The organism is Bradyrhizobium sp. URHA0013, assembly GCF_000518345.1.
Classification (GTDB): Bacteria; Pseudomonadota; Alphaproteobacteria; order Rhizobiales; family Xanthobacteraceae; genus Bradyrhizobium.
On record NZ_JADK01000012.1, the window covers coordinates 34,457 to 56,272 of the forward strand.

Below are 21,816 nucleotides of genomic sequence, written 5' to 3' on the forward strand. Positions count from 1 at the left end.
TGAATATGGTTGAATGTCATGGCTTGAGGTAATTCTTCAGGATCGATGCCCCCATGGTGTATTTGGGGTCGACCATGTTTCCGAGACGCATGCGGCCGGCCTGGCTGAGCAGCATGTAGGCGTCGATCTCGTCGAAGCCGTAATCGGCCGCCATCCACCGCACGAGCTCGCGATAGGCGATACGCGCCGCGTCCTCGAGCGGACGCGCGCTGCCGATCGTCATGATGAAATCTTTCGTCTCAAGTCGGGGCCACGCGAAGCTCCAGTTCTTGATGAGATCGACCTGCAACGTGACGGTCGCGCGCTGCTCCATCGCCACGCCGGAGAGTTCGCCGTCGCCTTGCGTCGCATGGCAGTCGCCTACATAGAGCATCCCGCCATCTGTATGCACCGGAAAATAGATGATCGCGCCAGGAGCGACATCAGGCAGGTCCATGTTGCCGCCGTGGTAATCCGGCTGTAGCGACGAGATCGCCTCGATCTCCGGCGAGACGCCGATGGTTCCGATGAACGGCTCGTAGGGCAGCGTGATCTTCTCGCTCCAGCGCACACCTTTCCTGTCGACATGCAGCTTCTTGACGCGCTCCGGCAGCGGCGGATTAAGCAAGGCCGTCGAGGCGGTTCCGACCAGTCCGCCAAATTCCGGGATGATGCAGGTCGTGCCAGCCGGCTGCTCGCCACGGGTCTCGACGTCGCGGATATAGATCGCGAGGCAATCCCCCTTCTTGGCGCCCTTGACCGCGATCGGTCCGCATTGCGGGTTGAGATAGGGGAAGTTCAGTTTCGCCGTCGGGCTGTCGCTCTCCTTGGTGAGCACGCCACCGAAAGCGTCCTCCGTCTCGACGACGACCACCCCGCCCGGATCGATCGACAACGTGGGCTTGGCATACGGACCGTAGACGTAGTGGAAGCTGCCCTGCTGCTCGATCGTCAGACTATGCGTCGCGCCGGTCGCCCCCTTTGCGACTGCGCGCTTGGCCATGATGGAGTTCTTCAACCAGTCTTCTGCGGACATACGAATAGCTCCTAAACTCAGATCTCGGGATGACGCTTGTGCCAGTCGGTGACACGTTGAAACGCATCGCCTGCGTGAACGAGCCTGGCCTCGTCGAAATGACGCCCGACGAACTGGAAGCCGACCGGACCGCCGTTGGCTGCGAAGCCGCCGGGAAGCGTTACGGTTGGACTTCCTGTCATGTCGAACGGGCATGTGAATCGGAGCAGTCCAGCGATCAGCGAGGCGTCCTCGCCGAGTGCCGCCATCTTACCGAGCGTGGGCGCGGCGAAGGCTTGTGCCGGGACCGCGATGAGGTCGACCGTCTCGAACAGCACGCGCACCGCGCCGCGAAACGCTTCGCGCCGGAGCACGATCTTTTGATAGTCCGTGCCGGATTGTTGCCGGCCGAGATCGAGCAGGCCCGCGAGCGCCGGACCGTACTCGTCCTTGCGCGCAGGATAGGTGTCCTCGTGGGCGACCGCGACCTCGATACCGCAAAGTGGGAACCAGTCGTCGATTACCGCCTTGGGATCTGGGAAATAGATTTCCCTGATCTTTGCGCCGAGATCAGCCGCCACCCGCAACCCCTCGGTCAGCACCTTGGCGGCGTCGCCATCGGTGCCTTCGCTGGTCCAGCGCCGGTCGACACCGATCGTCACGCCGCGCAGGTCACCGGACAGTCTTGCGAGATAATCCGGCACCGACAGTGGAACCGACGTGGTGTCCTTTGGGTCCTGGCCCGCGATCACACCGAGGATCGCGCCGCAATCGACCGCGCTCCGCGCCATTGGGCCGATATGATCCAGCGTCGCCGCCAGCTCGAACGCACCGTAGCGGCTGACACGTCCCCAGGTCGGCTTGAGCCCGGTGACGCCGTTGGCCGCGGACGGAAAGCGGATTGATCCGCCGGTATCGGTGCCTAGCGAACCGAAGCAAAGGCCTGCCGCGGTTGCGACGCCTGAGCCGCTTGAGGATGCGCCGGGCCAGAGCTCCGCGTTCCACGGGTTCTTGGGCGGATCGATCTTCGGATGATGGTCGGCGTAGGCGCCCTCGGTCTGCTGCAGCTTGCCGAGGATGATCGCACCGGCATCCTTCAACCGCGCAACCACCGTTGCGTCCTCGGTGGGACGGAAATTGCGATGAATAGTCATGCCATGCGCCGCTGGGGCACCCTTGGCCCAGCATAGATCCTTGACCGCTAACGGCACACCATGAAGCGGCCCCTTGATCCTGCCGGAAGCAATCTCCTTTTCCGCCGTGGCGGCATCGGCGAGCGCAGAGTCGGCCATCACATGCGCGAAGCTCTTGAGCTTGCTGTCGAGCTTCTCGATCCGCCCGAGCATCGCTTTGGTCAATTCTACCGGTGACAGCTCCTTCGCCTGGATCTTCTGTCCGACATCGACGAGCCCGAGATAGGGGAGATCCGTTGCCGCCATCGTTCTTCATCCTCACACTCGACGTGACGCAGCGCCGCCACTCGCGCATGCGTCACCGTTCTGGCGACACGGCGCATCGCCAGCCTCCCTGGCGGCAACGAAAAAAACCACCCGTCCCTCCCGAATGAGGTGACGAATGGCTCAAATGCCGCGGCTATGATCTATCGCTTAGGGTCCGAACTCGAACGAAGCACTTAGTGCAAGGAGCTGGACGTCATCGGCCAGATCGGCGCACGCGAGGTTCGACAGGAATCCCTGTAGGAGAAAAGTCTAAGTAACTGCCTATCGCATTGTCAACGATGCTCTCTGCCTAAATTTCGATAGTGCTGCGCAGCAAAGCGGCAAGCCACTTGCACTGTTGTCGCCGAAGATGATTTCATCTTCGCGCTGCACTACTGAAAGTCGTCAATGACAAAACCGTCTGTTCCCGTTGGCGTCATCTGCTCGCAGTCCGGCCCCTATCAGGCCATGGGGCGCGAGATCCTCAAGAGCGCGGTGATGGCGGTCGACGAGATCAACAACCAGGCGGAGTTTGATTTCACGATCGTTCCCCATATTCGCGATCCCCACGGCATCATCTCGGAATACCATACGGTCTGCGACGATCTCATCCGCAATGTCGGCGTCGAGCACATCATCGGCTGCTACACCTCGGCCTCGCGCAAGCAGGTCTTGCCGATTGTGGAGCGCACTGATCGCCTGCTCTGGTATCCTGCGCGCTATGAGGGCTTCGAGTGCTCCGACAACGTCATCTATGTCGGCGCCTCGCCCAATCACAACGTCTTGCCCCTCGTCCGCTACGTGCTCGACAACCTCTCGCGGGAGATCTTCTGCGTCGGCTCTAACTACGTCTGGACATGGGAGACCAATCGCGTCACCCGGGAATTGGTCAGCGCGGCAGATGGCCATATCCTGGCGGAACGGCTGCTCGAGCTCGGCGAAGGCGCAGTCGGCCACATCGTCGACGAGATCGTCCGCCGCAAGCCGCCGATCGTGTTCAACACGCTCGTCGGAAGCTCGAGCTACGACTTCATTCGGGCCTTCCATGCCGGCACCAAGGCTGCGGGACTCGAGATTCCCATGTTGAGCTGCAGTTTGTGCGAGCCGGAATTGTCGATCGTCGGACCAGCATCGGCCGGCTGCATCACGTCATCCGCCTATTTCGAGAGCATCCGCCTGCCGGAGAACCGCGCCTTCGTCGCGCGCTGGAAGGCGCGCTATGGCGAGGACAGCAGCCCCTCCGTTGACGGACAATCCGCTTATGTGGCGGTCTATCTGCTGGCGCGCGCACTGCAGCGCGCGGGCACGTCGGACATTGCAGAGGTGCGGCGCGCCGCGGCGGGACATCGCTACAATTCGCCGCAAGGACCGGTGTGGATCGACGGCGGCAACAACCATTGCGTCCTTACACCGCGGCTTGCCGTATCCAATCCGCAAGGACAATTTGATATCTTCTGGGAAGCCGAGGCGCCTGTTAAGCCTGATCCTTACCTGACGCAGCTCGACGTTGCCGTCGGCCCGGCGAGGGAAACCTCGGCGGCCGGCACATTGCCGAATGCGCCGCGTTTGCGGGTTGTAAAATGAGCAGACGGTCTTCATTTTCGCTGCGCGGACGCAAAGCGCTCGTCGCCATCAAGGACGAACGCGACGCGAGCATCGTGCGACGCCAGTTCGAACGTCTCGGCATCGAAGGCATCGCGTGGACGCCGGACGCGCCGCTCGATTCCACGCCGGACCTGTCGCTGATCGACGACGAGTTCCTGCCCTTGCTGCAACCGGCGCAACGCGCGCTGCTGGCGCGATCGCCGGTCATCGCCCTACTCGGCACCGAGACGCCGAGCCGCCTGAAGCTGGTGTTCGAGCTCGATCCGGCCTCGTTCCTGGTCAAGCCGCTGCGCTCGGCCGGCATCTACGCGGCGCTCGTCATGGCGTTCGAGCGCAACGAGCGCACCAACGAACTGAAACAGCAGGTGCTCAAGCTCGAGCATCGCCTTCGCTCGCGCCGCATCGTGCTGGCCGCCGTTCTCCAAGTGATGCATTCGCACGCGCTCGGCGAGCCCGCCGCCTTTGCGCTGATCCGAAGAGCGGCCATGGAGCAGCGCAAGACGATTGAGGAGCTTTCGGCGGAGATCACGTCAAAGGGCATGCTCCCGCGCGCAACCGGCTAGATTCAGGCCAGCATCTCCTTCGGATGGTTTGGCGAGGTGACCGGCTCCAGGCCGGGGCTGAGGCGAATTTGGCAATCCAAGATCGGCAACGTTCTCGTCATCCGCTTCAATCGCCCGGACGCACGTACGCCATCAGCACCAAGATGGGCGACGAGATAGTGGACTTGTTCACGCGCATCAACGCCGATCCGGCGACCTGGCGCTGCATGGTGCTGACCGGCAGCGTAGACCGCGTTCTGCGCCGGCGTCGACCTCAAGGAGCGTCGCGGCATGTCGGACGTATCTGGAACAAGCAGCACGCTTTGTTCGAGTGCATGATGCTGGGTATGCTCGATTGCCCGCTTCCGATCATTGCGGCCGCCAACGGAGCCGCTACGCAGGCGGCTTCGAATTTATGCTGTTGTGCGACTTTGCCTACGCCGTACCGTCGGCGCGTTTGCTCTCACGGAGGTCACGATCGGGATCATGCCTGGTGGAGGCGGCACACAGACCCTACCACGGGCCATCGGCTTTGCTCGCGCGGCCGAAATCATCCCGACCGGCGAGCCGTTGACGCAGAACAGGCGTTCGAATGGGACGTAGTCAACCGGCTCTGCGCACCGGGCAGGTCCATGGACGACGCACTGACGACCGCGGGCAAGATCGCGCGGAACGCCCCGCTCTCGATCCGACAGGCCAAGCGCTCCATGACGTTAGGGGCGCATGGATCTCCGCTCCGCGATGTACTTCGGAATCAACGCCCACAATCAACTCGTCGGTACCCAGGACCGCCGAAGGGATCCTATCATTCAATGGAGAAACGGGCCCCGCTCCTCGAGGGCAGGTAGTTATATTGTCATCCGCCGAATTTCTCACAAAAATTTTCCGACAAACCGATATCTGACTCCGCAAACCATTGCTTAGACAACTCGGCGTCCCCTTCAAGATGATCCCCCAAACATGGCGGCGCCCTCCGGGGGATACGACGGAAGCGAAGCACCACGGAACTGGAACAGCTCGTCGAGACTATCCGCGTGAAGCATCCGTGCGCGAGGACTCTGCTCGGGTGCCGCGACGAGCACGGACACTTGGGCACAATGAAGACCGTGACGTATTCCGCGCCAGCCGCAGACGACGTCGTGCGCATTTACCGCGGCCACCTGGCGCGCCCGACCACACTCCGTCTTCCTTAGTCACACTCATTTCTTGAGCGCTCGCACGGCGCCTGATCTTCATTGTTTCTGGCATTGCCTCTCTCGACCTCCCAAGAATGAGCTGGCCCCGACGGCGGCACATCCAGACGAACTGCGACGCCGCTCAGGTCGGAACTCGGTGCCGGGTAAAGCTTCATGACCAACGGATCATGGCCGGGAACGATATGGTCCGCGTCAGGTGCTGCGGCGCGCAGCCTGTCGAACCCCACCAGCATGTCGCCGACGTGAAACGCCGTCGTGAACGGACGCTCGCTGGTCATGTTCTCGTAGAAATGGCTGACATCAGAGGCGAGCACGACGGGGCCACGGCGCGTGTTGACGCGGACGAACTGGAGGCCGGCCGAATGCCCGCCCGCCGCGTGGACCGTCAACCCGGGCGCGATCTCGGCGTCGCCGTCATAGAACAGCACACGGCGCGCGTAGTTCAGCCGCACGATCCCGCAGACATCGTCAACCTCGAAGGAATGCGACAGCCGCGGATATTGCATGTAGCGCCCGGTCGCATAGGCGAGCTCGCGCTCCTGGAGGTGAAACCGTGCGTTCGGAAACCGGTCGAAATTGCCGGCGTGGTCGTAGTGCAGATGCGTGAGGATCACATCCCGGACGTCGGCGGCATCGATATCGAACGCGCGCAGCGTCTCCACCGGGCAGCGCAGGAAGGTCCGCCTGCGCTGCTTCGCGATTTCGGCATTGAACCCGGTATCGATGACGAAAGAGCGCCCGCCGCCCCTCGCCAGCCACATGAAATAGTCCATCGGCATTGGTCCATCATGCGGATCACGGCCGATGAAGTGCTCGCTCCGCTGCGCGTCGCCCGTTGCGTAACGGATGGCGAAGAGCTCGTATTCCGGGTCGGCCATGGGGCGTCCATTCAACGGCTCAGGAGGCAGCATCGACCTCGTTGAAGGCCTCGCGCGCATTGCGGAACGCGTCGATTCCGGCCGGAACGCCGCAATAGACGGCAACCTGGAGCAGGATCTCCTTGATCTCCTCTTTGGTCAGCCCGTTCTTCAAGGCGCCCTTGACGTGCAGCTTCAGCTCGTGCGGTCGGTTCAAGGCGCCGAGCATCGCCAGATTGACGATCGAGCGTGTGCGCCGGTCGACGCCAGGTCGCGTCCACAAGGCGCCCCAGCAGAATTCGGTCGACCATTCCGCCATCGCGCGCGTGAAGTCGTCGGCTCCGGCAATCGACTTGTTGACATAGTCTTCGCCGAGCACCTCTTTGCGAACCTTGAGGCCCTTTTCGAATAGTTCGGTCTTGCTCATGATCGTCCCTTTCCGGTCTTGAGAGAGTCTAGTTGGAAGTTGTTTCGAGCGACGCCGATTGCGGTCGCAGCGATTGCAGGAGATGGCCGGCGTCGTCCACCATATCGAATCGCCAGACCGCGTCGATGACACGGTCCGCATCCCAATCGCTTCGACCGGACCGCACGCCTTCGCGCAGCTTGGCCTCGAGATCACTGTCAGTGAGAGGAGCATCCCGGCTACCACGAGGCGACACTACGGCCTCGCTGAGGACATCACCGGACGACAGGCGCAAGATCACGCGCGCGGCACCGTCGGGCATCCCGCCGTCGAACTCCGCCCTCACTTTCTGCCGCAACTGCGCGATGTCGGAACGAATCACGCTCTCGTTTGCGAATTCGGTAACGCCGGCCGCGCCGAGCAGCAATCCGCACGCCACGCAATGATGGATGCTGACCCGCGCATCGCGCTCGTTGTTGACGGGGCGGTCGCCGCGGGCGAGCAGCAGCGCCGAGCCCTGCACCGTCACCGACTCGACCTGATCGACCCGCAGACCCATGCGTTCGCGCAGCAGCAGGCAGGCGTCGATCACCGAATGGAACACAATGCCGGCGGGATAGGGCTTGTAGGTGTTCTTCGCGATCTCCCAGGTCTTGCCGAGGCCGTCGAACAGCCGGGCGAGATCAGGCTCGTCGCCCATGGTGCGGGCCCAGCCGAGCGGACCTTCGATGGCGCGCGGCGCGGCGTCATAGCCCTGCTGCGCGAGCAATGCGGCGAACAATCCGTTACGTGCCGCATTGCCGACGCTGAGATTCTTCGCCGCACTCGGCAGGTTCTCGACATTGCCGGCCGATTGGCTCGCCGCCAGTCCGATCGCGTTCGCAATCCCCTCAGCCGGCAATCCCAGCAATTTCGCACACGCCGCCGCCGCGCCAAAAATCCCGCAGGTCGAGGTGATGTGCCAGCCGCGTGCGTAATGGCGCGGCGAAACCGCATTGCCGATGCGGCACTCGACATCCACGCCGAGGATGAAGGCACTCAAGACCTCACGCCCCGAGAGCTTACGCATCTCCGCCAGTGCCAGTATCGGTGCGGCAACTGGTGCTGCTGGATGAATGATCGTCCCAGGATGGGTGTCGTCGAAGTCGAGCAGGTTCGCAGAGAGGGCATTGAGAAACGAGGCGCACAGCGCGTCCATCGGCTCGGAGTGGCCGATCACCGTCGATGTCGCGGCACCGCTGAACGGCGACAGCGTGCGCATTGCCGCGGTGACCACGGGATCGCGCGCAGAGCCGAGCGCGGTCGCAAAGAAATTGAGGATCGATCGCCGCGCCTCAAGGCCTTGCGCCTCCACGTCAGTCCATGACGAGGACTCGACGAAATCGGCGAGCGTCCTGCTCACACTCGGAATTGAATCTTGCGGCACGCGGGGCGTCTTCCTCGTTTTCCCGGACCTTATGCCGATCCGCGGCAAACTGTCGACCCCAAATGTTATGCTTGACAGCTTGTCTGACAATCATAACAATCCGACCGTTGGCGCGAGATGCCGCGGCCACGACGACGGCGGTTGATACGGCCGGCCGGCGAAAACGGTCGGCCGGAATATCGGCCACAAGATCAAGAAGGCGCGCCCGGCACGGGATCGCGCGACAGGGAGTAGACGATGGCGGGAGAGATTCTCGGCGTAATCGGCACGGGCCGCATGGGCGGCCCCATGGCGGGGCGACTGATCGATGCGGGCTATTCGCTCGTCATCTATGACACACAAAGCGAGGCGACCCAGCCGCTGGTGAAACGCGGCGCGCAACTTTGCAAATCGCCGGCCGACGTTGCTTCCCGCGCCGACATCGTGCTCGCCAGCCTGCCGACGCCCGACATCGTCAAGGAGGTCACGCTCGGCCAGGACGGCATCAGCAGCGGCAGCCGCGCGAAGATCGTCATCGATCTGTCGACCTCGGGACCCGGCGCGGCGAAGATCGTCGCGGAAGGCCTGAAAGCCAAGGGCATGACGCTGGTCGACGCGCCCGTGAGCGGCGGCATCAAGGGCGCCATCAACGGCACGCTGGCCGTGATGGTGTCCTGCCCGCAAGCGACCTGCGAGACCGTGCAGCCGATCCTGAAGAATTTCGGCAAGCTGTTCTATACCGGCGACAAGCCCGGCGTGGCGCAAACGGCCAAACTCGCCAATAATCTGATGGCGGCCGCGGCGCTGGTGATCACGTCGGAAGCGGTCGCGATGGGCGTCAAGGGCGGCGTCAACGCAAAGGTGCTGATCGACATCATCAACGCCAGCAGCGGCCGCAACAGTGCGTCCGAGGACAAATTCCCGCGCGCGGTGCTACCGGGCACGTTCGATTTCGGCTTCACCACCGGCCTCTCCTACAAGGACGTCCGGCTTTGCGTCGACGAGGCCGAGGCCATGGGCGTGCCGATGGTCTGCGGCGCGGTGGTGCGGCAGATGCTCGCGATCACCAACGCTAAATACGGCGCGGCATCGGATTTCACCTCGATCGCCAAGGTGCTCGAGGAGTGGGCCGGCGTCGAAATGCGCGGCTGATCACGCATACATTCAGGGAGAGCGATTGCGATGACGATCGGCCCGACCGTATCAGGCAAGGTCTCGCTCGCGCGCCAGATGGCGCGGAGCGTGCTTGCGCTCGATCTCGGTGAGTTCGGGCCGGACGTCGTCGCCAAGGCCAAGCTCTGTCTGCTCGACTTTTTGTCCTGCGCTTTCGAAGCAGGCAACCATCCCTGGAGCCGTCAGGCGGTCGCGATCGCGCAAGGCAGTGGCAGCGCGACGATCATCGGGACGTCGCAGCTCTCCTCACCGGCCGACGCCGCCTTCGCCAATGCCGTGATGGGACACGGCCTGGTGCGGGAAGACATGCATGCGGCCAGCATCGCCCACCACGGCGTCGTGATCTGGCCGACCCTGCTCGCCCTATCCGAGCAGACGCCGCTGCACGGGGCGAAGCTGCTGACCGCCGCCATCATCGGCTACGAGACCGGTGCGCGGATCGGCAGTGCGCTGCTGACCTCCGATCTCGCGCGCCTCTATCGCCCGACCGGCCTCGTGACACCGCCCGGCGCGGCGCTGGCGGGAAGTTTTGCGCTTGGCCTTTCCGAGGATGCCGCGACCAGCGCCATCGCGATCGCGGCCAACACGTCCAGCGGACTGAACGAGTGGCCGCATGCCGGCGGCTCCGACATGTATTTTCATCCAGGCTTTGCAGCCGGCAATGCGATGAAGGCCGTCGGGCTTGCCGCGGCCGGCGCGTTCGGCTCTGAGACCATCCTCGAAGGCGAAGCGGGCCTGTTCGCCGCCTATCGCCGCCAGGCCGCGCCCGACAGCATCGCACTGTTCCCGGATGGCGAGTGCGAGATCATGGCCGTCTACAACAAGCCGGTTCCAGCCTGCAATTTCGCGCAGACCGCGGCGCAGGCGGCGCTTCGCGTCTCACTTGAGCTTGCGGACGCCGGCGAGATCGACCGCGTCGTCATTCGCGTCCCCGATGCCGCCGTTCGCTATCCCGGCTGCGATTCCACGGGGCCCTACCGCAAAGCGCTCCAGGCCAAGATGAGTATTCCCTTCAGCGTCGCCGCGACGCTCGCACGGGGCGACATCGAGGAAGAGAACTATTCCGACCTCGATGATGCCGACATCCTCCGCCTGGTTTCGGTCACTGACCTCAAGGCAGACCCCGGCTTCACCGCCGCCTTTCCCGGCAAGCAGGGCGCGGACGTGACCGTGCATCTGCGCAGCGGCCGGACGATCCGGCACGCTTTGCCCGATATCATCGCCGCGACGCCTTCAGATATCCGCGCGCGCTTTCGCGCTGCCGCCGGCCGTGCGCTCGGCGAGGACCGTGCGCACCGGCTCGAGCAACTCATCGACGACTGCGAGCAGCTCGGCAACGCCGGTGTCATCGCAGCGCAATGCCGTTTGGACACGACGGAACGGGTTTTACGATCGGCATCATAAGAAATGCCGGAGAGTACGGGGGAAACATGGTCGATCTGGAGACCAGCTTGGCATCGTCAGCAATCAGCACGACTGCTGCGCGGAGGCGGGGCTGATGGAAGGATTTCTGCAAGCGCTCGCCGCGGGCCTCCTGATCGGCGCCGTCTACGGCCTGATGTGCGTCGGGCTCGGCCTGATCTTCGGCGTCATGCGCGTCATCAACTTCGCCCATGGCGATTTCATGATGCTCGGCATGTATGCCGCCTTCTATCTCTTCACCACGGCCGGCATCCAGGCGCTGTTCGGTAATACGGTCGGACCGTTCGTCGCGATTATCCTGGCCGGGCCGGTGCTGGCCGTGTTCGGCTATTTCGTCCATCTGGCTCTGATCTCGCGCGTCTCGGGTACGCGTACCGCCTCGCTCGAGGGTGATGGCCATTACGCCCAGCTCATCCTCACGCTCGGCATCGCGCTGATCCTGCAGAACGGCGGCCTCATCGTGTTCGGATCGGTGCTGGCTTCGATCCGCACGCCGCTGTCGAGCTCGGCGTGGGAGTTTATTCCGTTCCTCGACATCAGCATCTTCCTCAACAAGGCGCGCAGCATCGACGCGATCGTTTCGCTGGCGATCATGATGCTGCTGTCGCTGCTGATCACGCGGACCCGGATCGGCAAATCGCTGCGCGCCGCCGCGGACAATCCAACCGCCGCGACCTATATGGGCATCGACGTCGACCGCGCGCATCGCACCGCCTTCGCGCTCGGCTGCGGCATCACCGCGATTGCCGGCGGCCTGCTCGCCACCAACTATCCGTTCCATCCCTTCGTCGGCCTCGAATACGTCATCGTCATGTATGCCGGCGTCGTGCTCGGCGGCATGGGCAGCATCATCGGCGCCTTCTGGGGCGGCATGACGATCGGCCTCGTGCAGCAGATGTCGACGCTGATCCTGCCGACGCAGCTGCAGAACGCCGCGATCTTCGCCGTCTTCCTCCTCATCATCTTCTTCCGCCCGCAAGGGTTCTTCGGGCGCATGGTCGAGAGGACATGACCATGCTCCCGCTGCGATCGTTGCTGCCTCCCCTGCTGTTCACGCTCGCCTATGCCGGGATCTCGCTCGGCGTCAGCAACTCCTATTACCAGCTGATCCTGACGCTGGTGCCCGTATGGGCGGTGTTCGGCCTGTCCTGGAATCTGCTCAGCGGCTACACCGGGCTGATCTCGTTCGGCCACGCGGCCTTCTTCGGGATCGGCGCCTACGCGACCGCGCTCGGGCAGATCTATTTCGACATCTCGCCCTGGCTGCTGATCCCGATCGCCGCCATGCTCGGCGGCATCGCCGGGCTCCTGATCGGCTTTCCGACTTTCCGCCTGCAAGGCCACTACTTCGCGCTCGCGATGCTCGCCTATCCGCTCGCGATTCTCTACGTGTTCGAATGGCTTGGCTTTCAGGAGGTGACGCTCCCGATCAAGCGCGATGCGCCGATCGCCTATATGCAGTTCGCCGATCCCCACATCTACACGCTGCTGGGGCTCGCCATCATGCTGGCGACTATCGTGCTGACGCAAATGATCGAGCGCTCGCGCTTCGGCATGGCGCTGCTCGCGATCAAGCAGAACGAGGCCGCGGCTGAAGCTGCCGGGATCAACACGCTGGCGTGGAAGCTGCGCGCGATCATGCTCAGCGGCGCGATCGCCGCCACCATCGGCGGGTTCTATGCGCAGGTGCTGCTGGTCGTGACCCCGGCATCGGTGTTCGGCATGCTGGTATCGGCTCAGGCGCTCACGGTTGCGATGTTCGGCGGTGTCGGCACGGTCTGGGGCCCGGTCATCGGCTCGGTGATCTTGATCCCGCTTGCCGAGATCCTGCACGCGGAGGCCGGCGCGCGAATCCCCGGCATTCAGGGCGTGATCTTCGGCATTGCCATCGTCTGCGTCATCCTGCTCGCGCCGGAAGGCCTGTTCTGGAAACTGCGCGATCTCCTGCGCAAGCGGAATGCCCCCACGGCGGCGGCCAGCGCCGCCCCGGACACGACCGCGGTCAAGGTCACGGCGCTGAAGCCCGCCGCGCGGCAACGTACAGCGACCGGCGAGGTCGTGCTCGAGGTTCGCAACCTTTCGCGCTCATTCGGCGGCCTCAAGGCCGTGCAGGACGTCAGCTTCAAGCTGCACAAGAACGAGATCCTCGGCATCATCGGCCCGAACGGCGCCGGCAAGACCACGCTGTTCAATCTCCTGAACGGCTTCCTGAAGCCGAGCCAGGGCGAGGTGCTGATCGACGGCCGCAACATGTCGGGCCAGCGGCCGCATGTGATCTGCGAGGCCGGCATCGGCCGCACCTTTCAGGTGATGCGGCCGTTCCTGCGCATGTCGATCCTGGACAATGTCGTGGTCGGCGCCTATGTGCGCGCCCGCACCGACACAGAGGCTCGCAAGCTCGCGGCCGATGCCGTTGCCAGCGTCGGACTCTCCGCCGTGGCCGATCGCGTCGCCGGCGAGCTTTCGACCAAGGAACTGCGGCTGATGGAGCTCGCCCGCGCAATCGCCGGCCAGCCGCGCATCCTGCTGCTCGACGAGACGCTCGCGGGCCTGGGTCACGGCGAGGCGGATGAGGTCGTGGCCGTGATCCAGCAGCTCGCGCGCAACGGCATGACCATCGCCATCATCGAACACACCATGCAGGCGATGGTCCGCCTGGTCGACAGCTTCCTCGTGCTCGACCACGGCGCCGTCATCACCGAGGGCCTGCCCGAGGTGGTGACGCGCGACAGCCGTGTGATCGAGGCCTATCTCGGCAAAAAATGGGCGGGCCATGCTGCGAATTGAGGGATTGAGCGCGGGCTATTCGGCAAAACCGGTCCTGAACGGCGTGTCGATCAACGTCGGCGCAGGTCAGTTCGTCGCGATCGTCGGTCCCAACGGCGCCGGCAAGACCACGCTGTTCAAGACCATCTCGGGCATCGTGAAGCCGAGCGGCGGAGCCATCTGGTTCGACGGCGTCGATCTCCTCGCGGTACCTCCGCCGCAGCGTGCGCATCTCGGCATCGCCCACGTCCCCGAGGGGCGCCAGGTGTTCCCGTCACTCACCGTGATGGAGAATCTGGAGATGGGCGCGATGACCGAAAGCGGCCGGCGCGACTGGCCGGCCAATATCGAACGCATCTTCGAGTGGCTGCCGGTGCTGAAGGAGCGCCGCACCCAGTTCGCCGGTACGATGTCCGGCGGCCAGCAGCAGATGCTCGCGATCGGCCGCGGCCTCGCCTCCTCGCCGAAGCTGCTGATGCTGGATGAGCCCTCGATGGGGCTCGCGCCGTCGACCGCGGATTTCATCTTCGAGCGGCTGATCGATATCCGGCGCCAGTCCGGGCTGACCATGCTGCTGGTCGAGCAGCGCGTCGCGGAGGCGCTGGAGTCAGCCGATCACGGCTATGTCCTCGAAGCCGGCCGCGTCGTGCTCGAAGGCAACAACGACACGCTGCGCGCCGACGACCGCGTGCGAAAAGCCTATCTCGGCATGTGACGAACAAAAACAAAAGACCAGGGAGACGACAAATGAACAAGGCATCGAGAGGCAAGACATCAAGAGGATTGACGCGCCGTACCGTGCTGTCCGGCGCTGCCGCGATCGGCCTCGCCGGCGTCGCACGCGCGCAAACACCGGCCGAAGTCAAGGTCGGGCTGATCGTGCCGCTGTCGGGCATCTACACCCGCCCCGGCCAGGTCATGAAGATGGGCGCCGAGATGGGCATCGAGCACATCAACGCGCAGGGCGGCATCAAGGCGCTCGGCGGCGCCAAGCTGAAGCTGGTCGTGATCGACTGCGGTGACACCACCGAGAAGGCCAAGAACGCGGCACAGCGCATGGTGGCGCAGGAGCCCGACCTCGTCGCCGCCACCGGTTCTTATCTCTCCTCCTTCACCCTCGCCGTGACCGAGGTGACCGAGCGCGCCGAACTGCCGGTGCTGACGCTGTCCTATTCGGACCTGCTGACCGATCGCGGCTTCAAATACATCTTCCAGACCGCGGCAACGGCGAGCCGCCAATCCGAGCTTGGATTGCCGACGTTGATGAAGCTCGCCGAGAATGCGTCGGGCAAGAAGCCGAAGACCGTGGCGATGCTGATGGACAATACCGCGACCTCGGTTGCGACCGCCAAGGCGCTCAAGGAAAAGCTGCTGGCGCAGGAAGGCCTGCAACTCGTCGTCGAGGAGGTCTGGACCCCGCCGCTATGGGATGCGACGCCGCTGATCCAGAAGGTTCGCTCGGCCAAGCCCGACCTGCTGCTATTCATGCCGAACGCGGTCTCCGATGCCAAGCTCGGGCTGGAGAAGATCAGCGAGTTCGGCCTCGGCCAGGGCAAGATCCCAACGGTGTCCTTCAGCATCACCATCGCCGAGCCCGACATGCTCCAGAGCGTGAGCCCGGAGACCGTGCAGGGCATTATGACCATCGTCGCCAATTGGGGCTCGAAAGGCCACGAGGCCCTGATCGCCGAGCTGAAGACCAAATACAAGGAGCCCTGGATGACGCAGAACGTCATCTCGACCTATGGCGACATGTGGTTGATGAAGGAGGCGTTGGAAAAGGCCGGCAAGGCCGACCGCAATTCGGTCGCGCAGGCCTTCCGCACCATGGATGCCGGCCCGTCGCAATATTATCCGGGCGGCCAGCTCAAATTCGACGAGAAGGGCCGCCGCGTCGGCGCCGGCGTCGTCATCGTGCAATGGCAATCGGGCGTGCCTGTCACCGTTTATCCGCCCGAGCTCGCGCAAGCGCAACCGTTCTGGCCGAAGAAATCATAAAGCGCTGCGAGAATTTTTCCGGGGAGGAGAATTGTCATGACTGCAAAGAGCAAGATCACGATCTCGCGGCGAACATTGCTGGCCGGCGCCTCCGGCACGCTGATCGCATCCCGCGCCTGGGCGCAGCAGCCATCCGAGGTGAAGATCGGCCTGCTGGTACCGATCTCCGGGCTCTACGCCCGCCCGGGAACGGTGATGCGCGAGGGCGCCGAGATGGCGGTCGATCACATCAACGCGCAAGGCGGCATCAAGGCGCTCGGCGGCGCCAAGCTGAAGCTGGTCGTGCTCGATTCCGGCGACACCACGGAGAAGGCCAAGAACGCTGCCCAGCGCATGGTCGCGCAGGAGACCGATCTGGTTGCGGCCAGCGGCGCCTATCTGTCCTCGTTCACGCTTGCGGTGACGGAAGTGACCGAGCGCGCCAGCCTGCCCGTCCTCACCCTCTCCTATTCCGACCTGATCACCGACCGCGGATTCAAATACGTATTCCAGACCGCGGCCACCGCTGGTTCGCAGGCACGGCAGGCGCTGCCCCAGCTCATCAAGCTGGCGGAGACGGCCGCCGGCAAGCGGCCGAAGACGGTCGCGATCCTGACTGACAACACCGGGGCCTCGATCGCCTCCGCAAAGGCGATGCGCGAGGGTTTGCTGGCGGAGAACCAGCTGCAGCTGATCGTTGACGAGACCTTCACACCGCCGCTGGCGGACGCGACCTCGCTGGTGCAGAAGATCCGTTCGGCGAAACCCGACCTGCTGTTCTTCCTGCCGACGGTGATATCGGATGCAAAGCTGCTGCTTGAGAAGATGAACGAGTTCGGCCTCGGCCAGGGCAAGGTACCGACCATCTCGTTCGGCATCGCGATCGCCGAGCCGGACATGCTGCAAACCGTCAGCCCCGAGCTGCTCCAGGGCGTGCTGACCTGCGTCGCGAGCTGGGGCGCCAAGGGCCACGAGGCGCTGATCGCGGAATTGAAGACCCGCTACAAGGAGCCGTGGATGACGCAGAACGCGATCTCCACCTATGGCGACATGTGGGTGATCAAGGATGCGCTGGAGAAGGCGGGCAAGGCCGATCGCGTCGCGGTCGGCGAGGCACTGCGGACCATGGATGGCGGTCCCTCAAAATATTATCCGCTGGGCGAGATCAAGTTCGACGAGAAAGGACGCCGCGTCGGCGCCGGCATGACCATCGTGCAATGGCAGGCCGGCGTACCAGTGACGGTGTTCCCGCCCGAGCTCGCGCTGGCAAAGCCGTTCTGGCCGAAGAGCTGACCCGCCTCAAGACAACGGAGAACAACATGGATAAGGCGACTTACGACCGCGGCCTCGAAATCCGCAAGAGCGTGCTCGGCAACGAGTTCGTGGACAAGGCGATCGCATCCGCGGACGACTTCAATCGCCCGATGCAGGACCTCACCACGGAGTATTGCTGGGGCTACGTCTGGGGCCGCGAAGGCCTGACGCGCAAGACCCGCAGCTTCCTCAATCTAGCAATGCTCTGCGCGCTCAATCGCCCGAATGAATTGAAGACCCATGTCCGTGGCGCGCTCGCCAACGGCGCAACCCGCGAGGAGATCCGCGAGGTCTTCATGCAGGTCGCGATCTATTGCGGCGTGCCGGCCGGCGTGGATGCGTTCCGGAACGCGAAGGACGTCTTCGCCGAACTCGACAAGACATAGCGGAGCGTGGTTGCGATGAAGGGCAAATGGGCACTTGTGACCGGAGCGACGGCAGGCCTTGGGTTGGCCGTCGCGGAAGGCTTGGCTGGTGCCGGCGCCAATATCGTCCTTCACGATCTCGTTGCGCCGAAGCGGGCCGCGGATGATCTCCGCACCCGTTTCGGCGTCGAGGTCGTTACGGCCGGCGTCGATCTCGCGCAACGTCACGCGATCGAGGCCATGATGACCGATTTGCTCGACCGTTGCGGGGCCGTGGACATCCTCGTCAACAACGCGGTGGTCCGGCATTTCTCGGCAATCGAGCAGTTTCCGCCCGATCGCTGGGAGCAGGCGCTGGCCGTCAACCTGTCGGCGCCGTTCCATTTGATCCGCCTGGCGCTGCCGACGATGAAGCAGCGCGGGTGGGGCCGGATCATCAACATGGGCTCGATCTATTCGAGCCGCGCGATCGAGGACCGCGTCGACTACGTCACCACCAAGACGGCCATCCTGGGCATCACCCGCGCCGTCGCCATTGAGACGGCGCGCAGCGGCATCACCTGCAATACGCTCTGCCCCGGCACGCTGCCGACGCCCGCCATCCTCGACAAGATCGCCACTTTGGCGGCGGATAGCGGCCGTCCGGTCGAGGACATGACGCACGAATATCTCGGCGAACGCCAGCCGACGCAGCGCTTCATCGAGATGAATGCCGTCGCCGCCATGGTCGTCTTTCTCTGCGGACCCGCCGCAAACGACATCACCGGAGCCAACCTGCCGATCGACGGCGGCTGGTCGGTCGCATGAGGGCATCGGAATGGGAGTGTTGCGATGACTGAACAATTGGGCCAGACCGTCGTGCTGACGGGCGCCGCCGGCGGCATGGGACGCGCCATCACCAAGGCGCTGCTGGAAAGCGGCCGTCGAATGGTGCTGGTCGACCGCGATGCAACGGCGCTTGCGGAGCTGGCAGCGACGGCCGGTGACGCGGTGTTTCCGATCCAGCTCGACATCAGCGATGCAAAGGCCGTGGATGGTCTGCCGGATGCCATTCCCGGTCAATTCAAACCGGTCGACGTCCTCATCAACAACGCCGGCCACGATATCGGCGGCCGGACGCGCTTCGATGCCGGCTCCGCGGACGACTGGTCCAATATCATCCAGACCAATCTGATCGGCCTGATGCGCGTCACGCGCGCGATCCTCCCTGGCATGGTCAAGCGCAATTCCGGTCATATCGTCAACATCAGCTCGATCAACGCGGTCCGGATCGTGCCTGACATGGCCGCCTACAGCACCAGCAAGGCGGGCGTGCACATGTTCACCGAGACCCTGCGGGGCGAACTGGCGGAAACCGCGATCCGGGTGACCGAGCTGCAGCCCGGCCTGACCCGGACCAACATCATCTTGACCCGCTACCGCGGCGATCGGCAGAAGGAAAAGGACTATTTCGACCAGTTCAGGATGGCGCTCGATCCGGCCGATATCGCCCGTTCGATCGTCTTCGCGCTCGACCAGCCGGCCCACGTTCAAATTGCCGAAATGATGATTCTGCCTGTAAACCGGTACTGAATTTTCCCGAACAGGACCCGGACATGGAAAGACGTAGCGAATTGCAGTCGACACTCCGGATCGAGGACGTCCCGACCGTCCGGGCGAGGGTGGCGCAGAAGCTGCGTGAGGCGATCATGTCGGGAACATTGAAGCCGGGCCAACGCCTGGTCGAGCGCGAGCTCTGCGAGATGATGGGCGTCAGCCGCCCCTCGATCCGCGAAGCGCTGCGTGCGCTCGAGGCCGACGGGCTCGTCAATATGGTCCCGCACCGCGGCCCCGTGGTGTCCACAATCAGCCTCGAAGAAGCCCGGCAGCTCTACGCGGCGCGCGCCGTCCTCGAAGGCTTCGCCGGCCGCGAATGCGCCAGGCTTCACGACCCCGAGGTGGCCCGCCGAATCGGCGACGCCTTGACGCGCCTGAAGGCGGCCGCGGCCAGCCAGGACCTCATCGGATGCCTCGAAGCCAAGACCGATTTCTACGCGGCGTTGATCGGCGGCTGCCGCAATGCGTTTATCCAGCGCATGCTCAAGCCGCTGCACGACCGCATCCAGCTGCTGCGGATCACGTCGATGTCGCAACCGAAGCGGATCAACAAGAGCCTTCGCGAAGTCACCGCGATCTGGCGTGCGATCCAGAACGGCGATGCCGATCTCGCCGAACGCTGCTGCGTCGACCACATCAACGCGGCCGCGGTGGCCGCGCTCGACATGATCGAAAAATCGTCGGCGGCCAAGGAGGCGGCGCCTTCCGACGACTAGAACAATGCCGCCAAGGGAGTGTTCGATGAAGTTTCTCGTACGATCGCTGATCCTGTTCCTCCTGCTTTGCCCAGGTGACGCGGCGGTCGCGGACGACTACCCGGTCCGCCCCGTCACGATGATCGTGCCGTTCTCGGCCGGTGGCCCGGGCGACGTCATCGCGCGCATCCTAGGCAGCGCCATGAGCGCGACGCTGAAGCAGTCCGTCGTCATCGAGAACGTGGTCGGCGCCGGCGGAACGCTCGGCACCAACCGCGTCGCCAAGGCGGCTCCTGACGGCTACACGCTGCTGCTGATGCATGTCGGCCAGGCCACCGCGCCTTCCCTCTACGCCAAGCTGCCGTTCGACCCCGTCGGCGACTTCGCCCCGATCGGGCTCGTCACCGACGTCCCGATGATCCTAGTGGCGCTGCCGAACTTCCCGGCCAAGGATTTGAGCGAGATGATCGCCCGGATTCGCAGCGAGGGTGACAAGATGACATCGGCAATGTCGGTCTCGGCTCGGCCTCACAGCTCTGCGGCCTGATGTTCATGAGCACCACCGACACGAAACTCTCGCAGATCTACTACAAGGGCGGCGGACCGGCGCTGAACGACATCATCGCCGGTCATATCGACGTCTATTGCGATCCCGCGACAGGGCCGACGCCGTACATCCAGTCGAAGACGATCAAGGGCTATGCCATCACCAGCAAGGCGCGTGTCGCGACGCTGCCGGATGTGCCGACCTCGACCGAAGCCGGCGTTCCCGAATTCAACGTCACGACCTGGTACGGCCTCTACGCGCCGCGCGGCACGCCAAAGCCCGTGGTCGATCATCTCGTCGGCGCGCTGCAGACGGCGCTGAAGGATCCTGCTTTGGTCAGCCGTTTTGCCGAGCTCAGCATGGCGCCGGTCGAGAGCGAGCGTGCAACTCCAGAAGCGCTCGAGACGTTCCTGAAAGCCGAGATCGATAAATGGGGAAGGATCATCAAGGCGGCCGGCATCCATCCGCAGTAGACACCTCGAGGAAGCGACGCAGGTCTTGTCGCCGCAACCCTGTTCGAGTGATCGACATGTTTGTCGATGCGCTCGATTCGGCTGAGATAGGCTTTGAGGAAGCGGAGCCGGCTGCAACGGGTCCGCCGTCGTATCACCCCTCGGTTCTCCTGAAGCTCTACATTTATGGCTATCTGAACCGGGTGCAATCGAGCCGATGGCTCGAACGAGAAGCCGGCCGCAATGTCAAGGCGATGTAGCTGCTGGGTCGGCTCGCTCCCGATCACAAGACGATTGCCTTCCGCAAGGACAGCGGCCTGGCACTCCGCAAGGTATGTGCGCGCTTCGTTGAACTCTGCCGAGAGATGGGTTTACTGGCGAGGGCGAGTGTTGCGATCGACGGCAGCAAGTTCAAAGCCGTGAACAACCGGGACAAGAACTTCACACGAGCGAAGGTGGAACGGCGTCGTGCTCAGTTGGAGGAGAGGGCCGCGCGGTATCAGCCAGCTTGACACGGCTGACCGACACGAGCCGACCGAAGCTCTGGCCGCGAAGGTGACGAGGCTTAATGAGAAGCTCACAAAACTGAAGGACGAAATGGGCAAGCTTGCTACTTACGAAAAGCGGATGCTGGCTTCGGCCGACCAGCAAATCTCCCTGACTGATCCCGACAGCCGCTCGATGGCTACCAGCGGCCGCGGGTCCGGCGTTGTCGGATACAACGTGCAAGTCGCCGTGGATACCGAGCACCATCTGATTGTCACGCATGAGGTAACGAACAGTGGCTCGGATCGGGATCAGCTTGCCAATATGGCCAGGCAGGCGAAGGCTGTTCTAACGACCGAGACGCTCAAGGTCGTTGCCGATCGCGGTTACTTCAGCAGTCCGGAGATCCTCGCGCGCCACGAGGTCGGCATCACGGTAACTGTGCCCAAGCCGCAGACGTCTGGTGCCAAATCCGAGGGGCGCTTCGGCAAGCAGGATTTTGTCCATTTGCCGGAGGAAGACGCATATCGCTGTCCGGCTGGGGAGCAACTGCCGTACCGCCCGTCGAGCTAGTAGCTG

General features: G+C 63.8%; 20 protein-coding genes and 2 pseudogenes. 16 read left to right on the forward strand and 6 right to left on the reverse strand.

Annotated elements, in window-relative coordinates; genetic code table 11:
- Positions 1 to 16 precede the first annotated feature (16 nt).
- Positions 17 to 1,015, reverse strand: coding sequence for an acetamidase/formamidase family protein (locus N551_RS0117825; RefSeq protein WP_027568070.1), 999 nt, complete (start codon positions 1,013 to 1,015; stop codon positions 17 to 19).
- Between the two features lie 17 nt (positions 1,016 to 1,032).
- Positions 1,033 to 2,433: an amidase gene (locus N551_RS0117830; protein WP_027568071.1), complete on the reverse strand. Its 1,401-nt coding sequence runs from the start codon at positions 2,431 to 2,433 to the stop codon at positions 1,033 to 1,035.
- 408 nt (positions 2,434 to 2,841) lie between these two features.
- On the opposite strand from N551_RS0117830, the gene N551_RS0117835 reads away from it, so the two are divergent.
- Both N551_RS0117835 and N551_RS0117840 read left to right on the forward strand, forming a co-directional pair.
- The gene (locus N551_RS0117835; RefSeq protein ID WP_027568072.1) at positions 2,842 to 4,017 is read left to right on the forward strand and encodes a transporter substrate-binding domain-containing protein; all 1,176 of its coding nucleotides are present in this window, start codon (positions 2,842 to 2,844) and stop codon (positions 4,015 to 4,017) included.
- Complete coding sequence (locus N551_RS0117840; protein ID WP_027568073.1) at positions 4,014 to 4,601, forward strand: ANTAR domain-containing response regulator; 588 nt, start codon at positions 4,014 to 4,016, stop codon at positions 4,599 to 4,601. Before N551_RS0117835 ends, N551_RS0117840 begins: the two co-directional genes overlap by 4 nt.
- A gap of 2 nt (positions 4,602 to 4,603) precedes the next feature.
- On the opposite strand, the gene N551_RS39155 is transcribed toward N551_RS0117840, so the two are convergent.
- Positions 4,604 to 4,873, reverse strand: coding sequence for a hypothetical protein (locus tag N551_RS39155; protein WP_210164562.1), 270 nt, complete (start codon positions 4,871 to 4,873; stop codon positions 4,604 to 4,606).
- A 193-nt stretch (positions 4,874 to 5,066) separates the two neighbouring features.
- On the opposite strand from N551_RS39155, the gene N551_RS39700 reads away from it, so the two are divergent.
- Entirely contained in the window at positions 5,067 to 5,183 is a 117-nt protein-coding gene (locus N551_RS39700; protein ID WP_081747877.1) for a hypothetical protein, read from the forward strand.
- 586 nt (positions 5,184 to 5,769) lie between these two features.
- Here the strand turns inward: N551_RS39700 and N551_RS35730 are convergent.
- The 3 genes from N551_RS35730 to N551_RS0117860 are packed head-to-tail and all read right to left on the reverse strand — an operon-like array spanning position 5,770 to position 8,441.
- Positions 5,770 to 6,654 (reverse strand): N-acyl homoserine lactonase family protein, encoded by an 885-nt coding sequence (locus N551_RS35730; protein WP_051462808.1) that lies wholly within the window; start codon positions 6,652 to 6,654, stop codon positions 5,770 to 5,772.
- 19 nt (positions 6,655 to 6,673) lie between these two features.
- A complete protein-coding gene (locus N551_RS0117855) occupies positions 6,674 to 7,060 on the reverse strand; it encodes a carboxymuconolactone decarboxylase family protein (protein ID WP_027568074.1) in 387 nt (128 codons plus the stop codon).
- 28 nt (positions 7,061 to 7,088) lie between these two features.
- On the reverse strand, positions 7,089 to 8,441 hold the full coding sequence (locus N551_RS0117860; protein WP_245287799.1) for an MmgE/PrpD family protein: 1,353 nt from the start codon (positions 8,439 to 8,441) through the stop codon (positions 7,089 to 7,091).
- A 261-nt stretch (positions 8,442 to 8,702) separates the two neighbouring features.
- Here N551_RS0117860 and N551_RS0117865 point away from each other — a divergent pair, with 261 nt between their 5' ends.
- The 13 genes and pseudogenes from N551_RS0117865 to N551_RS39310 all read left to right on the forward strand — a co-directional run.
- Entirely contained in the window at positions 8,703 to 9,596 is an 894-nt protein-coding gene (locus N551_RS0117865; protein ID WP_027568076.1) for an NAD(P)-dependent oxidoreductase, read from the forward strand.
- Positions 9,597 to 9,626: 30 nt separating this feature from the next.
- Positions 9,627 to 11,021: an MmgE/PrpD family protein gene (locus N551_RS0117870; RefSeq protein WP_027568077.1), complete on the forward strand. Its 1,395-nt coding sequence runs from the start codon at positions 9,627 to 9,629 to the stop codon at positions 11,019 to 11,021.
- Between the two features lie 94 nt (positions 11,022 to 11,115).
- On the forward strand, positions 11,116 to 12,051 hold the full coding sequence (locus N551_RS0117875; protein WP_027568078.1) for a branched-chain amino acid ABC transporter permease: 936 nt from the start codon (positions 11,116 to 11,118) through the stop codon (positions 12,049 to 12,051).
- A complete protein-coding gene (locus N551_RS0117880) occupies positions 12,048 to 13,826 on the forward strand; it encodes an ATP-binding cassette domain-containing protein (RefSeq protein WP_035961532.1) in 1,779 nt (592 codons plus the stop codon). The genes N551_RS0117875 and N551_RS0117880 overlap by 4 nt, the downstream gene beginning before the upstream one ends.
- On the forward strand, positions 13,813 to 14,520 hold the full coding sequence (locus N551_RS0117885) for an ABC transporter ATP-binding protein (RefSeq protein WP_027568080.1): 708 nt from the start codon (positions 13,813 to 13,815) through the stop codon (positions 14,518 to 14,520). The genes N551_RS0117880 and N551_RS0117885 overlap by 14 nt, the downstream gene beginning before the upstream one ends.
- 32 nt (positions 14,521 to 14,552) lie before the next feature.
- A complete protein-coding gene (locus tag N551_RS0117890) occupies positions 14,553 to 15,803 on the forward strand; it encodes an ABC transporter substrate-binding protein (protein ID WP_027568081.1) in 1,251 nt (416 codons plus the stop codon).
- A 36-nt stretch (positions 15,804 to 15,839) separates the two neighbouring features.
- Entirely contained in the window at positions 15,840 to 17,075 is a 1,236-nt protein-coding gene (locus tag N551_RS0117895) for an ABC transporter substrate-binding protein (protein ID WP_027568082.1), read from the forward strand.
- A 26-nt stretch (positions 17,076 to 17,101) separates the two neighbouring features.
- A complete protein-coding gene (locus N551_RS0117900) occupies positions 17,102 to 17,482 on the forward strand; it encodes a carboxymuconolactone decarboxylase family protein (protein WP_027568083.1) in 381 nt (126 codons plus the stop codon).
- Between the two features lie 15 nt (positions 17,483 to 17,497).
- Positions 17,498 to 18,268, forward strand: a complete 771-nt coding sequence (locus N551_RS0117905; protein ID WP_027568084.1) for an SDR family oxidoreductase — start codon at positions 17,498 to 17,500, stop codon at positions 18,266 to 18,268.
- Positions 18,269 to 18,292: 24 nt separating this feature from the next.
- Positions 18,293 to 19,033 carry an SDR family oxidoreductase gene (locus tag N551_RS0117910; protein ID WP_027568085.1) on the forward strand — a complete coding sequence of 247 codons (741 nt, stop codon included), beginning with the start codon at positions 18,293 to 18,295 and terminating at the stop codon, positions 19,031 to 19,033.
- 23 nt (positions 19,034 to 19,056) lie between these two features.
- Complete coding sequence (locus N551_RS0117915) at positions 19,057 to 19,773, forward strand: GntR family transcriptional regulator (RefSeq protein ID WP_051462809.1); 717 nt, start codon at positions 19,057 to 19,059, stop codon at positions 19,771 to 19,773.
- A gap of 25 nt (positions 19,774 to 19,798) precedes the next feature.
- A pseudogene (locus N551_RS35735) lies at positions 19,799 to 20,772 on the forward strand (tripartite tricarboxylate transporter substrate-binding protein).
- A pseudogene (locus N551_RS39310) lies at positions 20,730 to 21,798 on the forward strand (IS1182 family transposase); the annotation flags it as partial. The pseudogenes N551_RS35735 and N551_RS39310, both read left to right, overlap by 43 nt.
- Positions 21,799 to 21,816: the final 18 nt, after the last annotated feature.